At 43.9% G+C, this 14,278-nt stretch carries 14 protein-coding genes; 10 read left to right on the top strand and 4 right to left on the bottom strand.

Features of this window, described 5'->3' with window-relative positions; genetic code table 11:
* The first annotated feature begins 102 nt into the window (after positions 1–102).
* The 3 genes from A1QO_RS09575 (at position 103) to A1QO_RS09565 (ending at position 3,143) form a co-directional block, all read left to right on the top strand.
* Positions 103–1,122, top strand: a complete 1,020-nt coding sequence (locus tag A1QO_RS09575; protein WP_017041234.1) for a fumarylacetoacetate hydrolase family protein — start codon at positions 103–105, stop codon at positions 1,120–1,122.
* 125 nt (positions 1,123–1,247) lie between these two features.
* The gene (maiA, locus tag A1QO_RS09570; protein ID WP_017039430.1) at positions 1,248–1,898 is read left to right on the top strand and encodes a maleylacetoacetate isomerase; all 651 of its coding nucleotides are present in this window, start codon (positions 1,248–1,250) and stop codon (positions 1,896–1,898) included.
* 291 nt (positions 1,899–2,189) lie between these two features.
* Complete coding sequence (locus tag A1QO_RS09565) at positions 2,190–3,143, top strand: lactate/malate family dehydrogenase (RefSeq protein ID WP_017034078.1); 954 nt, start codon at positions 2,190–2,192, stop codon at positions 3,141–3,143.
* A 114-nt stretch (positions 3,144–3,257) separates the two neighbouring features.
* On the opposite strand, the gene A1QO_RS09560 is transcribed toward A1QO_RS09565, so the two are convergent.
* On the bottom strand, positions 3,258–3,782 hold the full coding sequence (locus A1QO_RS09560; RefSeq protein ID WP_017039140.1) for a lipocalin family protein: 525 nt from the start codon (positions 3,780–3,782) through the stop codon (positions 3,258–3,260).
* A 410-nt stretch (positions 3,783–4,192) separates the two neighbouring features.
* On the opposite strand from A1QO_RS09560, the gene nirB reads away from it, so the two are divergent.
* The 4 genes from nirB (at position 4,193) to cobA (ending at position 9,255) form a co-directional block, all read left to right on the top strand.
* The gene (gene nirB / locus A1QO_RS09555; RefSeq protein WP_017041233.1) at positions 4,193–6,766 is read left to right on the top strand and encodes a nitrite reductase large subunit NirB; all 2,574 of its coding nucleotides are present in this window, start codon (positions 4,193–4,195) and stop codon (positions 6,764–6,766) included.
* 2 nt (positions 6,767–6,768) lie between these two features.
* The gene (nirD, locus tag A1QO_RS09550) at positions 6,769–7,107 is read left to right on the top strand and encodes a nitrite reductase small subunit NirD (protein WP_017034081.1); all 339 of its coding nucleotides are present in this window, start codon (positions 6,769–6,771) and stop codon (positions 7,105–7,107) included.
* Positions 7,108–7,244: 137 nt separating this feature from the next.
* Positions 7,245–8,099: a formate/nitrite transporter family protein gene (locus A1QO_RS09545; protein WP_017034082.1), complete on the top strand. Its 855-nt coding sequence runs from the start codon at positions 7,245–7,247 to the stop codon at positions 8,097–8,099.
* Positions 8,100–8,454: 355 nt separating this feature from the next.
* Positions 8,455–9,255 (top strand): uroporphyrinogen-III C-methyltransferase, encoded by an 801-nt coding sequence (gene cobA, locus A1QO_RS09540; protein ID WP_017041232.1) that lies wholly within the window; start codon positions 8,455–8,457, stop codon positions 9,253–9,255.
* A 168-nt stretch (positions 9,256–9,423) separates the two neighbouring features.
* Here cobA and A1QO_RS09535 read toward each other — a convergent pair whose 3' ends face one another.
* The 3 genes from A1QO_RS09535 to hpf all read right to left on the bottom strand — a co-directional run bounded on the left by A1QO_RS09535 (position 9,424) and on the right by hpf (position 10,892).
* Positions 9,424–9,933 (bottom strand): DUF2867 domain-containing protein, encoded by a 510-nt coding sequence (locus A1QO_RS09535; RefSeq protein ID WP_017034204.1) that lies wholly within the window; start codon positions 9,931–9,933, stop codon positions 9,424–9,426.
* A 13-nt stretch (positions 9,934–9,946) separates the two neighbouring features.
* Positions 9,947–10,378: a DUF1801 domain-containing protein gene (locus A1QO_RS09530; protein ID WP_017041231.1), complete on the bottom strand. Its 432-nt coding sequence runs from the start codon at positions 10,376–10,378 to the stop codon at positions 9,947–9,949.
* Positions 10,379–10,535: 157 nt separating this feature from the next.
* Positions 10,536–10,892, bottom strand: a complete 357-nt coding sequence (gene hpf, locus A1QO_RS09525; protein WP_017034206.1) for a ribosome hibernation-promoting factor, HPF/YfiA family — start codon at positions 10,890–10,892, stop codon at positions 10,536–10,538.
* 581 nt (positions 10,893–11,473) lie between these two features.
* On the opposite strand from hpf, the gene A1QO_RS09520 reads away from it, so the two are divergent.
* The 3 genes from A1QO_RS09520 to A1QO_RS09510 are packed head-to-tail and all read left to right on the top strand — an operon-like array spanning position 11,474 to position 14,270.
* Complete coding sequence (locus tag A1QO_RS09520) at positions 11,474–12,343, top strand: DUF3450 domain-containing protein (RefSeq protein WP_017041230.1); 870 nt, start codon at positions 11,474–11,476, stop codon at positions 12,341–12,343.
* Positions 12,340–13,737: a MotA/TolQ/ExbB proton channel family protein gene (locus tag A1QO_RS09515; RefSeq protein WP_017041229.1), complete on the top strand. Its 1,398-nt coding sequence runs from the start codon at positions 12,340–12,342 to the stop codon at positions 13,735–13,737. The genes A1QO_RS09520 and A1QO_RS09515 overlap by 4 nt, the downstream gene beginning before the upstream one ends.
* The gene (locus A1QO_RS09510; protein ID WP_017034209.1) at positions 13,734–14,270 is read left to right on the top strand and encodes a MotA/TolQ/ExbB proton channel family protein; all 537 of its coding nucleotides are present in this window, start codon (positions 13,734–13,736) and stop codon (positions 14,268–14,270) included. Before A1QO_RS09515 ends, A1QO_RS09510 begins: the two co-directional genes overlap by 4 nt.
* Positions 14,271–14,278: the final 8 nt, after the last annotated feature.

Below are 14,278 nucleotides of genomic sequence, written 5' to 3'. Positions count from 1 at the left end.
AAACAACAAGAAACCATAGCAAGAAGATCGGTAAGAATATCAGGGTGCTTGAAATCCACACGACAGCAATAAGAAAAACCAGCAGGGATGAGGGAAAACATAATGAAGTTAGCCACACTAAGAAATGGAATGAGAGATGGGACATTAGTTGTCGTGAGTAAAGATCTTACTCAATGTGTTTCTGTTCCCGATATCGCGCCGACTTTGCAAAGTGCCTTAGATAATTGGCAAAATGTCGTGACGCCTTTAAAAGCGAGATACGACTTGCTAAACCAAGGGGAAGCGACAGACACAATAGCCTTTGATTCCAAACAATGTGAATCGCCATTGCCTCGTGCTTATCATTGGGCGGACGGATCGGCGTACGTCAACCACGTTGAATTGGTTCGCCAAGCAAGGGGGGCGGAGATCCCAGATAGCTTTTGGAGTGATCCATTGATGTATCAAGGGGGATCCGATGCGTTCTTAGGACCAAGGGACGATATTCCTGTAGAAAGTGAAGCGTGGGGGATTGATTTTGAAGCGGAAGTCGCAGTCATTACGACAGATGTTCCTATGGGTATGAATGCGAAGCAAGCGGCGAACTCAATTTGTTTATTAATGTTGGTCAATGACGTCTCTTTACGAGGGTTAATCCCAGCTGAATTAGGCAAAGGATTTGGTTTCTATCAGTCTAAGCCATCTTCCGCATTTTCTCCGGTTGCCGTCACACCTGATGAGTTGGACGCCGAGTGGGAAGGCGCGAAAGTCCATTTGCCTCTTGAATCTCACTACAATAACGCGCTTTTTGGTTGTCCGAATGCTGGTGTTGATATGACATTTGATTTTGGGCAGCTTATCGCTCATGCGGCAAAAACACGGCCTCTTTGCTCTGGAACGATCATAGGTTCTGGGACGGTCTCGAATAAACAAGGAACCGATCACGGCAGTGCAATTACTGAAGGTGGAGTGGGGTACTCCTGTATTGCTGAAGTTAGAATGATTGAAACGATCCGCGACGGTCAGCCCACTACTTCCTTTATGAAGTTTCAAGACACGATAAAAATAGAAATGAAAAACCGACAAGGCGCCAGCATATTTGGAGCAATCGAACAAAAAGTGGTGCCTTATAAGGCGCCCTGACTCTAACTATATAACGCACCTAATTATATAACGAACCTAACTGTCTAAACCCCCAAATTATTTGAGACAGTTTAATTCCGTAAAGCATTCCGGTTGATAATGAAATGAATGAAAAGGAAAGGCCGATGGCTCCCATGACTTTGTACGGATACTGGCGTTCATCAGCTGCGTATCGTGTTCGTATTGCTTTGAACCTAAAACAGTTAATGTATCAGCATCAATCGATCCATCTACTTAACCAAGGTGGAGAGCAACATCAGCCTGAGTTTCGGTCGCTAAACGCTAGTGAATTGGTCCCGGTACTCAAGGACGGAGAAGTGATTTTGTCACAATCACTCACCATTATTGACTACCTTGATAACTGTTATTCAGGCCCTAAGCTTGTGCCTAGTGCAGGAATCGAGCGTTATCAAGTGATGGCATTGGCTCAAGATATTGCTATGGATATTCATCCGATCAACAACTTACGAGTTTTGCAATATTTAGAGCGCGAGTTGGGCGCCGATGCAGAACAAAAAAAGCATTGGTATCGCCACTGGGTGAGCGTTGGCTTTTCTGCGTTTGAGCAAAAATTGAAGAAAAGTGCTAAAGAATATTGTGTTGGCAATACCATCAGCTTGGCGGACGTATGCTTGGTTCCTCAAGTCTATAACGCGCGTCGGTTTGATGTGGACATGGCGGAGTTTCCGAAAATCAGTGCCATCGATAAAGCATTGTCTGATCACCCTGCTTTCATCGCATCATTGCCTGAAAATCAACCAGATGCTCAAGGCTAAATGAGTTTTCCTTGCTATTTCTTTCACTTCTATTTCTATTTTCATCCTTCACTTTTTCTTCTGTACTGTTTCGGGTGTTTAGCTTGAATGCTCTATCATCCTTATCTCATAAGCTATTTGATTTTCTCCTGACAGTGGATTCTTCTGCTAAGATTTGGTTAGTTTCAGTCTAGAGATAAAAACTAGTGTTTAATTCTGTAATGTTCGCAAGCGTTGAAATAAAAATAGCGTTTATGGCAGGGGTATTAGTAGACTATTGACAGTGATAAAACTCTTTCTCAAGGAATGAACATGAAAATCGGCGTGATAGGTGCTGGCTCAGTGGGTGTTGGAATTTGTAATTATTTACTCACACTGGGAAGCGTGAGTGAACTCGTGGTACTTGATCAGAACCTAGAACGAGCAGAAGGCGAAGTGCTGGACTTTCGCCACACAGCAGCATTAACCTTTTCTAAAAATACCCATATTTTGGCCAGCGACGACTATTTGTCTCTTATTGGTGCAGATATCGTTGTTATTACCGCAGGGGCGCAAATTAAGCAGGGACAAACACGGATGGATTTGGCAGAAATTAATGCCAAAATTGGTGTTGATATCGCTTTAAAAGTCAGTCGAGTCGCGCCCAAAGCAACCCTAATTGTTGTCAGTAACCCATGTGACATTGTCACACATTGTATTGTTAAAAATACCGATTTCCCAGCCCATAAGGTCATCAGCAGTGGTTGTGTTATTGATACAGCGAGATTGATGTCTATCGTCGCAAATCGAGTTAACTTAGACCCAAAGAATGTATTTGGCTATGTACTTGGCGAGCACGGCAGCAATTGTTTTACGCCAAAAAGCTTGATTAGCATTGCGGGGCAACCTGCGGATTATTACTGTGACACCAATAATCTTGCTCGTATTGATGCCGATGAGTTACTCGACTCGGTAAAGCAAGCCGGTTATGAGATCTTTAAGCGAAAGCAAAACACCACTCACGGCATTGCTGCGAGTGTGTTTCGAATCATTCAAGCGATTAAAATTGATGAGCGTTCGGTACTACCCATTGCGACGTTAATTAACGGTGAATATGGGTTGAAAGATGTCGTCATGAGTCTGCCTACCATCGTGGGTAAAAATGGCGCGGAGTCTATTTTGATTCACCCTTTCACCAAATCAGAGCTTGAAGAGTTACACAGTATTGCTGCTAACATCTCGAACGATGTGGCTGCTGTGGCAAAAGCGACGGGTTTGAAGCATTAACGGCGGCGGGTTTGATTGTACCGTTTGCAAATACATGGCTTAACGGAAGAATAGAATAGGGGCCAGTTTGGTCCCTTTTATTTTTATACTGTAGAAAACACGTCACCCAGTTTGTTAGTACGTTTGTTCAAAGGGAAAAACGAGCTGTTCCGTACTAAATCCCGCTTTTTTGGCAATGCGTAAATACTTGTTCATTTTGTACTCAGGTAACTCGTTGGTTCTCGACAATAACCAGAATTCATTTGCGCCACTGGCTACCATTGCCGTTGAGTAGTCGTCTTCAAGATAGAAGACCACATAGCTACCATAAAATGGGCCAGAGAAAGAAATGTGCAGATGACCGGTGTTGTCGTCAGCCAGTTTAGCCTTGCCGATCGCTTCTTTCCATTGGTGATCTTCTTCGCTCCAGCCACTGTTGACCACTTTGATGCTTCCATCATCATCAATCGTATATTGCGTTCGGCTGTGGGTTAATCCCTGATCAAAGCGGTGATCTAATCTGGCAACTTCGTACCATGTCCCTAAATAAGCGGCAATATCGAATTCTTCTACTGGCAATAAATACCGAGTAATACTGCCGCATCCAACGAGTAAAGTGCTTGATATACCGATGATTAGAACAATTATTTGACGTTTCATAACCCGTTCCTCGCCTGCCTGATAGTGCGTATATCAATGTTTATGCATTATTAGCGCCAGTACGGTGAGCCAGTCCTTTAAGGGCGTAATTGGGATTTGAACACATTAAAGACATAGATACCGACTATGTGGAAGGATATTACAGATCTGTAATTAAGTTAGGCATTGTGCATCACTAACACTGACTCGGTAGGGTGTAGCGTGTTAGGGGACAAGCAGCTGAAAGATCAATAATACAAGAAGATGCAAATCAGTTGACGAGCTGTACGTTTACCGACCTGACTTTCTACCCCTTTAGGGTTGTTTAAGTTCGTAATTGATTTACATCATGTGTTAATTATTTTTCATATTTCAAAATGCAGCCAGTTAAGCAAATTGATTGCTAAGAAATATAATTGTTGGGAATATCTATGAGTAAGATGAAGCTAGTCATTATCGGTAACGGCATGGTCGGTCATCGCTATATCGAAGATTTGGTCGAAAAGACAGAGGTGTCAAAAATGGACATCACCGTCTTCTGTGAAGAACCCCGCGTTGCGTATGATCGTGTCCACCTTTCTTCTTACTTTTCACATCACACTGCAGACGAACTTTCTTTAGTTAAAGAAGGTTTCTACGAGAAACACGGCATTAACATGCTGATCGGTGAACGTGCTATTAACGTTAACCGTGAAAAGAAAACCGTTTACTCAAGCACTGGTCGAGAAATTCAATACGACAAACTTGTTCTTGCTACTGGTTCTTTCCCATTCGTACCGCCAATCAAAGGCAACGAAGGTAAAGACTGTTTTGTTTATCGCACAATCGAAGATCTAAAAGCTATCGAAGCGACGGCAAAGAATTCTAAATCTGGTGTTGTTGTTGGTGGTGGTCTACTTGGCCTTGAAGCAGCAGGCGCACTTAAAGCACTCGGTGTCACGACGCACGTTGTAGAGTTTGCTCCAAAGCTTATGGCAGAGCAGCTTGATCTTGCAGGTGGTAATCAGCTTCGTCAAAAGATCGAACGTATGGGTGTAAACGTCCATACAAGCAAGAACACGCTTGAAATTGCTCCTGAAGGTACTGAAGCTCGTAACGTAATGCGTTTTGCAGACGGCACTGAGCTAGAAACTGATTTCATCGTATTCTCTGCTGGTATTCGCCCACAAGACAAACTGGCTCGTCAAATGGGTCTAGGTATTGCGCCTCGCGGTGGTATCGAGATTAACGATCACTGTCAGACGACAGACCAAGATATCTACGCTATCGGTGAATGTGCGTCTTGGAACCAAACGTTCTATGGGCTAGTGGCTCCTGGTTACAAGATGGCGACAGTAGCGGTTGACCACGTTGTCGGTAACGAAAGCACATTTGAAGGTGCTGACATGTCTGCGAAGCTTAAGCTTCTGGGAGTGAAAGTAGGGTCAATCGGTGATGCAAATGGTCGTACTCCTGGTTGTAAAAGCTACGTTTACCAAAACGAAGAGCAAGAAGTTTATAAACGTCTCATCGTTTCTGAAGATAACAAGAAGCTGCTTGGTGCGGTAATGGTCGGTGACACATCCGACTATGGCGACCTTCTTCAACTGATGCTCAATGAAATTGACCTGCCAGAGCACCCAGATGCGTTGATTCTTCCTGCGCACGCTGGTGCTGAAAAGCCAACACTTGGCGCAGACTCACTTCCTGAATCTGCCGTTATCTGTTCTTGTTTTGATGTGACTAAGGGCAAGATCGCTCAAGCGGTTGCTGAAGGTCACCAGACCATTGGTGATATCAAAGCAGTAACGGGTGCAGGTACTGGCTGTGGTGGTTGTATTCCATTAGTAACTTCAGTACTAAACGCTGAGCTTGCTAAAGCGGGTGTTGAAGTGAAGAACGACGTATGTGAGCACTTTGCTTACTCTCGCCAAGAGCTTTTCCACCTAATTCGCATCGAAGAAATCAAAACATTCGATGAATTACTAGAGAAGTACGGTAAAGGTTACGGCTGTGAAGTGTGTAAACCTCTTGCTGGCTCTATCCTTGCGTCATGCTGGGGTGAGCACATCCTTAAACCTGAGCTCGTTAAGCTTCATGATACCAATGACAACTTTCTCGGTAACATTCAAAAAGACGGAACATACTCGGTCATTCCTAGGATGGCTGGTGGCGAAGTCACACCTAAAGCTTTGTCTGTTCTTGCTGAGGTCGCTGCTGAATACAACTTGTACACCAAGATAACAGGCGCACAACGTATTGGTCTGTTCGGTGCTCAAAAAGATGACTTACCAGTAATCTGGAAGAAGTTAATCGCAGCAGGCTACGAAACGGGCCAAGCGTATGCGAAAGCCCTGCGTATGGCGAAAACATGTGTCGGTTCAACTTGGTGTCGCTATGGCGTTCAAGACTCTGTCGGACTAGGTGTGATGATCGAGAACCGTTACAAAGGCATCCGCACTCCTCATAAGATGAAGTTTGGTGTGTCTGGCTGTACTCGTGAGTGTGCAGAAGCTCAAGGTAAAGACTTAGGTATTATCGCAACTGACGCAGGTTGGAACATGTATGTGTGTGGCAACGGTGGCATGAAGCCTCGTCACGCAGACTTACTGGCAAGCGACCTAGACCAAGAAACGCTGATCAAATACATCGACCGATTCATGATGTTCTACATCCGCACGGCTGCGCCACTACAACGTACTTCGGTATGGATGGACAACCTGGAGGGGGGAGTTGATTACTTACGCGATGTTATTGTCGACAATAAGCTCGGCATCAATGATCAATTGGAAGCAGATGTAGCATCTTTAGTCGGAAATTTCCGCTGTGAGTGGACCGGTACCATCAATGACAAGTCTCAGTTAAAACGTTTTTCTCACTTTATCAATTCGGATTTACGTGATGATAACGTTGTGTTTGTTGAAGCGCGTGAGCAGCACCGTCCTGCAACATTTACCGAGAAGTATCCAGAAGTAAAAGGCGACATCTTACATGTAGCACTGACTGAAACCATAGCGGAGAAATAATCATGGCGATCAACAAAGCAACATTTCAAAAAGTGTGTGAGATTACCGATATCATTCCTGGAACGGGTGTGTGTGCCTTATTTAACGGCGAGCAGGTCGCTATCTTTAGACCTACTGACGCTTTAAATGTCCTGGCAATCAGTAACCACGACCCTTTTGCCTGTGCCAATGTCTTGTCGCGCGGCCTAATTTGTCAGCATCAAGATGAGTTGTGGGTAGCAAGCCCATTGAAAAAACAGCGTTTCAACCTAACAACAGGCGTTTGCTTGGAAGACGAAAGCTTCAATGTGAAAGCGTACAAAGCCCGAGTAGACAATGGCGCAGTAGAGCTTTCATTATAAAGGTTTACTTTGTGGAGCTAGGTTTTCCAACATAGAAATTTGATAGTTCAAGGGCTTCAGGCTAGTGACTGAATGTACGGATCTGAAGCCTTTTCCTATCCAATTTTTACTTTAATTTAATATTTAGGGACATAAACATGAATGATCTAAAACCAGCTGAATTCGTTCAAACCATGATCGATGTTGGCGAGGCCAAGGTTAAAACGAGCACTCGTGATCTGATTTTACGCGGTGTCATGGCCGGCATTATACTTTCGCTGGCAGTGGTGGTAGCAATCACAACCATCACTCAGACAGGTATTGGTATTGTTGGGGCTCTCGTATTCCCAGTAGGATTTTGTATTCTTAGCTTAATGGGCTACGACCTTGTAACTGGTGTATTTGGTCTAGCACCGTTGGCTAAGTTTGAGAAACGCCCAGGTATTACATGGGGACGAGTGTTACGCTGTTGGGGGCTTGTTGGCTTTGGTAATTTGATGGGCTCTTTGCTCGTTGCCTTTCTCATTGCTTTATCATTTACGATGAACTTCAGCGTTGAACCTGGCGCAGTAGGGCAAACATTTATTAAAGCGGCTACTGCTCGAACCGTGGGCTTTGAAGACCTTGGCGTGAACGGTTGGATTACCTGTTTTGTACGCGGTATTCTTTGTAACCTAATGGTGTGTCTGGGTGTCATTGGCAACATGACAGCGCGTACTGTTGCTGGCAAAATTGCTGCAATGTGGCTACCCATCTTTATCTTTTTCGCCCTTGTTTTTGAACACGCGGTTGTCAACATGTTCTTGTTCCCATTGGGTATGATGCTAGGAGCGGATTTTGGTATTGCAACTTGGCTCAATTACAACCTAATCCCGACTATTCTTGGTAACCTTGTGGGTGGATTATTGTTTACCTGTATTCCTCTGTATCTAACGCATGCTAAGACAGCACCAGCGCTAAGTACATCGTCAGATAGCGCACAAGCAGACTTAACAACGGCCAAGACTGCATAAATCTTGGTTTGTATAGCTTTCTGTTTGTATAGCTTTCGGCTTACACGGCTTTCGGCTTGTATAGTTTTCAGAATGTTTAGCGTTGAGTTGGTATACGCTATGTGTTGAAAAAAAGTCAACGATATTAAGCCTCATGTTTCGGGTCATTAAGATCAGAGCGAGAGGCTATTTTATATCAATACGAGCTTGTATATTGTTTCTATATGCGATTTAGTTCTATCTATTTCATCTTTAGCAGTGAGAAATTGCTATGACACCTGATAGTCTTATTCACATAAGTTGTAGGGACTTAAGGAACAAAGTCTCATATTAATAAAAGCGATTCGACGAGACGGATCGAAGATCGGAGCACAGCATGTCAGAAGTATCTCAACCGAGCGAACCATTACTCGAGCCTACCCCAAAAAATACCCAGTCACATGATGTCGGTTTTGTTTCATTAGTAGGGGCAGGGCCTGGTGATCCAGACCTGTTAACAGTAAAAGGGCACCGCGCCATCGCTCAGGCTCAAGTGGTTGTGTATGACCGTTTGGTGTCACCTGAAATACTCGCTATCGCCAAAGACGACGCGGAAATGATCTATGTTGGTAAAAAAGTCGATTTTCATTATGTCCCTCAAGATCAAATTAATCAGATATTGGTTGATAAAGCGCGAGAAGGTAAGCACGTTGTTCGGCTAAAGGGCGGTGATTCATTTATTTTTGGTCGAGGTGGCGAGGAGCTTGAAAAGCTGGCTGACAATGATGTGCAATTCGAGGTCATTCCGGGTATTACGGCAGCAGCTGGCGCGACGGCCTATGCTGGCATTCCGCTAACCCACAGAGATCACGCTCAAAGCGTTCAATTTATTACGGGTCATATTCAAAAAGACGGTACAGAGATTCATTGGCCGTCACTTGCTCAAACCAATAATACCTTGGTGTTTTATATGGGCTTAAAACAGTGCCCTCATATTGCAAAGAATCTTATGGAACATGGATTACAGACAGATACACCTTGCGCGATCATTGAGAATGGTACACGTAAAGAGCAAAAAGTACTGACTGGAACACTGGGCGAGCTCGCTGACCTATCAAAGCACGCAAAGAGTCCAGCATTAATTGTCGTCGGTAGCGTGACTCAATTGCATGAAAAACTGCGTTGGTTTCAACAATAGCACTCGCACACGGTTTTGAGTCGCTAAGTGAGTACGCATGGCAGTGAGTGATTTTCTGATGTATCTGAGCGTCAAACTTCTTAGGCGGCCTTTAGGTTTCCACGCACGACGCCGCGGATGATGTGCTGGGGACTCGCTCCCCACCAAAATTAGTTCTTTAGAGAATGGTTATCGTGCCAGTTGTTTTAATGAACTAGGGACAATGAGTTTATGGACAGGGGCAACAAAGAACATGTAGACCTTGCCAAAAGCGTTATTGATGTGCACGACAGTCGTTGCATGGACAACGGCTTCATCACTATTTTTCCCATTACCATCGGGATCAATTAAGAAGGAAATACGGACATCTAGGTGCTTGTCACAGTCTTCTAATACGACCTCATAGTCGCTGTTAGAAACCAACTTGAAAATACCGATCATATCGCCAACTTTATAGTGGTCACTGGGAGTGCTATGGTCAAATTCGTCCATACTTCCGAGATGCTTTAATCCCAATTTAGAGACGATTTGATTGCGTAAAGACATCAGTTTAGCCACCCAGGTTGGGGTGTTTTTGGCAACGGTTAAATACACTTCTAACGCTGTTTGCCCTTCATATTTCACTTTGGTTGAATGAGTATCCCAAAAATAGGCTGTTTCCAAGGATTCACTAAGTATTGTGTTGCTAGGGTAATTCATGAAGACATCCTATTTAATGAGCGTTATCAGGCGCGAGCAGTGGGAGATGTTTGACTTTTTGATAAGTCAGCGCCAATTTTAGACAGTGTTTGATTTGAGTCTCAGGTAAAGAGTCCTCAATGTATAATTCTTTGATCGCGATTACCATGGCTCTATTGCCTTGAAATTGCAACACACCGTCATATAACTCGCGAAACGTATCAACCAACTTTGTTTGGCAATGGAAATACACATAACAATGGTGAGGCGTTTTCAACGTCCAGTCTAGGCGAATCGGACTACCTGATGTGACGCTATAGCTGAGTTCATTCCATTTCAATGTTTCTTCAACCGTACCTAAGTCTTCTTCTTTAGCGACTTGTAGAATGAGCTCTCTGAGACGGCAAATAACAGGGGCTATATTGGCTGGGTAACTGTCCCACTTATCTTTGATGTTTTTATCCATAATGCCTCGTTAATTGCGGTTACATGTTCATTACTGGTACTCGTCCATTGTTACCATATATGGGTAGGCATAGGCGCATCGACGTTTAGACGAGTATAAAACTGAAAAAGCCAGCAGTATATTGCTGGCTTTATGGAAACCGGTGGCTTATCTATGATTAAACAAGCTTCATTTCTTGGATAATATCTGACGCTATTTCAGGCTTGGTGCTGGTTGGTTTTTCGTGTAGATCCGCTTTCAGTTGCCCTTTACGATTACGCAGCCCAGTCTCGAGTTTTTTTAAGGTCGCAGAGATAGCAGGGTACATGACGTCGTTTGTGGATTTAGCTGAAATTCTTACACCCTCATAATTGGTGAAAATCTCGACTTCGTGCGTACCGTGCTCTTTAGTGATGATGATGTCACAGCTTATCAGGTGAGGAAAGTGAGCTGTTATCTTATCGAATTTACTTTCAATTTCTTTACGTGAGTCTTCATTAATGGATACATGATGTGTTTGAACATTTACTTTCATATATTTATACCTTTCCAATCACTATGTTCTTTAAACCTAGCAAATTCTGAGCAGATAAGCCAAGCGTATATTGATACATGTGTGATGGGCTTCTGTGTTCTCAACTAATCTAATAGATAGACCTTGAATATTGATTCAATGAAAGGGGGTATTAAAACTCAGTAAAACCAGTGCCTTATTCTATATTTTGATGTTGCCGGAAGTGATAAGAACGGTTCTCCCTTTTCTGATTGAACGATTAATAATCTTTCAACTTTGTCGAAATTACTCATATGATAATAATTGTCATTCGCATAGTTGTGAGTATAATGCGCAATCGTTAGATGATTGTTTCACTACAGCAAGCGCTGTATCCTTAGCCTTACCAATAATGTGCTTTTATACATGTATTAAGAAAGAGTCTAGGCTGGTTAGTTTTTTCCGCTAGATGTTTATAAGCTTTATATAATCAGTGGCTTATGATTTCTTCTAGCAGCTGGCCGTCCGTTCTCATTAGACAGCCAGTGAGTAAGATACTGATAGGGGGCGTAGTGAAAACGACAACGAAGAAACAACTCAGATGGAACAAAGTGAATTAGGTTATGAAATTTCTTAAAGTGTGTACATGTACAGTGACATTACTGTTGTCATCCTCAGCCTTTGCGACAGGTTTGTCTGATGCAAAAGCCATTCAAAACCAGACCCATCAACATTTGAGCGATAGCCAAACGGTCATTGATAAAAGTTACGCATCTTCGCAGGCTTTAAAAGCAGACATCGCAATCCTACAAAAAGAGTTCGAAAACCTAAGAGTATATCGAAATCACCTATCTAGCATGGTCGACAATCAGCAGAAAGAAGCGGCCAGCCTTGAAGCTCAAATTGAACAAATACAAGATACTCGACAAGGTGTCATCCCGCTAATGTATCAAATGTTAGACGGCCTCAATCAGATCGTTGAAGAGGATATCCCGCTTCGACAAAATGCGAGACTTGAGCGCGTGGCATCGCTGACATCAATGATGAGCGAGTCCAATGTCAGCGACGCTGAAAAATATCGCCGGATTCTAGAGGCCTATCAAATTGAGCTTGACTATGGCACAAAGCTTGGCGTTTATCGTGATCAAATATCGATTTCCGATACGCAGCGTATCGAAGCTGAACTGCTTTATTTGGGTCGAATATCGCTCATAGCCAGGAATCGTTCCGGATCTGAATATTGGTCATGGAATCGATCAACAAATCGCTGGCATGCACTTGATACGTCAAACAACGCCCGATTTGATGAAGCGTATCGAGTAGCGAACAATCAATCACCGCCGAGTCTTTTATCATTGCCATTCACTTTTGATACTACGGGTCTTAAAAATGTGGCGTTAAAACCGTCATCGGCAATATATTCATCTACAACATATTCATCTGGAACACATTCACCGGCCGACAAACCACAAGCAGATGAGGTGGCCCAATGAAAACGCTCGTTCTAACGATTTCACTCGCCCTAGGGTTGTCATTTGCTTTTATGCCAGCATCCGCCAAGGCTACACCACAATTGGTGGAGCAAGCGAAGGCTGATAACTTGAAGCAAAAGCGCGAAGAAGAAGCGCGTCAGCGTCAATTTATTCAAACAGAAGCGAAGTTAGTAGCGTCAAAAAAAGATCTGGAAGCCAAGATAGCGGACATACAAAAGCTAACCGATGAGCTTACGCTGACGTTTAGCCGCAACGAAGAGACACTTTCTCGTTTAGAAGAAAAACTCCGTTTAGAAGCAGGAAGCTTAGGTGAATTATTTGGTGTTGTACGTCAGGTAACAAAGCAAGTGGAACCGGAGATTAATCACTCAGTGACGGCTATTGATGCTAACCAGTATTCACTAGCGATTGATGCGATTATTGATGCACAAGCGTTACCATCAATGGCTGAGCTAAGAGGCTTGTGGCTAAGTATGGATGAACAAATTCGTGCGAGCGCTCAACTTACCAAGGTCACAGTGCCTGTATTGACAATTGAAGGGCAGGTGAATACAGAAGATGCGTACAGAATGGGATCCTTTGCGCTTGTCGGTGAACAAGGGTATTTGAACTGGAACAGTGCCCGCCAGCATGCTTCCTATTATTCCAACCAGCCCAAATCAATACCAAGCGTTTTGGCTCTTGAGAGCTTTGTTCAGAACGATGTGGGCACTAAGAATATTGAGAGTGGTGGTGGCATCTGGTCGATAGATCCTTCACGGGGTATTATTTTGGCCCAGAAGGAGCTAGAACCATCATTGCAAGATCGTATTGAAGCGGGTGGTGTGGTTGGTAAAATCATTCTAGGGCTTCTATCGATTGGCCTTGTGATAGCTCTCTATCGCGGAGTTGTCCTAGCGAGCACACAGTACAAAATACGTAAGCAGCTACGAAACCCAAATCAAATCAGTAATAACCCTTTAGGGCGGGTTCTTTCTGTGTATCAAAAAGACAGCAACCGAACAGTTGAAGCCCTAGAGTTGCGTTTACTGGAGGCCGTTGTCGATGAGCAAACTCACCTCGAAAAGGGCCTTTCCACCTTAAAGTTATTTGCTGCGTTGGCCCCGATGTTGGGTTTATTAGGTACGGTCACTGGGATGATTGAAACGTTCCAGGTCATTACACACTTTGGGAACAGTGATCCGAAAGTTATGGCGGGTGGGATCTCGATGGCACTCGTAACCACAGTTCTAGGACTTGTCGCGGCTATGCCCTTGCTACTTGCCCACAATATCTTGAGTACTCAAGCGGAAAATATCCGTAACATTCTGGAGAAACAAGGCATTGGACTTGTGGCTGGGCAGGCCGAACAAGATGGCGGTTGCGTGAACCTAGTGGCTAAGAGTGCAGCATGATGACAGGTCTGCTCGCGACGTTGGATCTTGATTCTATTTTGGACTTTATGAACCGAGGGGGGCAGGTCCTTTGGTGGCTTGCTGTTGTCGTTGTTCTAACCTGGCTATTTGTCGTTGAACGGTTTTATTTTTTGTTGTGGGTATTTCCCAAAGAAAAACAGAAATGGATACAAGCTTGGCAACAGCGAAATGATCACGCTTCCTGGTATGCATTGGCGATGCGTGACGGTTGGATCTCTCAAGCGAGAATATCGCTGTTTAAGTACATCAATTTTATTAAAGTACTGGTTGCGATATGCCCAATGCTAGGGTTGTTAGGCACGGTCACGGGAATGATTTCGGTGTTTGATGTCATGGCTAATCAAGGCAGTAGCGACCCCAAACTGATGGCGTCTGGTATTTCTCTTGCGACCTTACCGACGATGGCAGGAATGGTCGCCGCTCTCGCCGGGGTATTCATACATTCTCGTTTAACGAAAAGAAGTCACTATGCGTTGCTTAAATTGGAAAAGTCATTAAGGAGTTATCGATGAGGATCTAT

The sequence above is a fragment of the Vibrio genomosp. F10 str. ZF-129 genome (genome assembly GCF_000287055.2).
GTDB lineage: Bacteria > Pseudomonadota > Gammaproteobacteria > Enterobacterales > Vibrionaceae > Vibrio.
The sequence above is the reverse complement of the archived record's forward strand: the minus strand, read 5'-3'. Positions and strand labels throughout refer to the sequence as shown.

Bases quoted from the DNA above. Each gene is read 5' to 3' on its own strand.
- A1QO_RS09575 (WP_017041234.1), top strand. From the start codon at position 103: ATGAAGTTAGCCACACTAAGAAATGGAATGAGAGATGGGACATTAGTT.
- maiA (WP_017039430.1), top strand. From the start codon at position 1,248: ATGGCTCCCATGACTTTGTACGGATACTGGCGTTCATCAGCTGCGTAT.
- A1QO_RS09565 (WP_017034078.1), top strand. From the start codon at position 2,190: ATGAAAATCGGCGTGATAGGTGCTGGCTCAGTGGGTGTTGGAATTTGT.
- A1QO_RS09560 (WP_017039140.1), bottom strand. From the start codon at position 3,782: ATGAAACGTCAAATAATTGTTCTAATCATCGGTATATCAAGCACTTTA.
- nirB (WP_017041233.1), top strand. From the start codon at position 4,193: ATGAGTAAGATGAAGCTAGTCATTATCGGTAACGGCATGGTCGGTCAT.
- nirD (WP_017034081.1), top strand. From the start codon at position 6,769: ATGGCGATCAACAAAGCAACATTTCAAAAAGTGTGTGAGATTACCGAT.
- A1QO_RS09545 (WP_017034082.1), top strand. From the start codon at position 7,245: ATGAATGATCTAAAACCAGCTGAATTCGTTCAAACCATGATCGATGTT.
- cobA (WP_017041232.1), top strand. From the start codon at position 8,455: ATGTCAGAAGTATCTCAACCGAGCGAACCATTACTCGAGCCTACCCCA.
- A1QO_RS09535 (WP_017034204.1), bottom strand. From the start codon at position 9,933: ATGAATTACCCTAGCAACACAATACTTAGTGAATCCTTGGAAACAGCC.
- A1QO_RS09530 (WP_017041231.1), bottom strand. From the start codon at position 10,378: ATGGATAAAAACATCAAAGATAAGTGGGACAGTTACCCAGCCAATATA.
- hpf (WP_017034206.1), bottom strand. From the start codon at position 10,892: ATGAAAGTAAATGTTCAAACACATCATGTATCCATTAATGAAGACTCA.
- A1QO_RS09520 (WP_017041230.1), top strand. From the start codon at position 11,474: ATGAAATTTCTTAAAGTGTGTACATGTACAGTGACATTACTGTTGTCA.
- A1QO_RS09515 (WP_017041229.1), top strand. From the start codon at position 12,340: ATGAAAACGCTCGTTCTAACGATTTCACTCGCCCTAGGGTTGTCATTT.
- A1QO_RS09510 (WP_017034209.1), top strand. From the start codon at position 13,734: ATGATGACAGGTCTGCTCGCGACGTTGGATCTTGATTCTATTTTGGAC.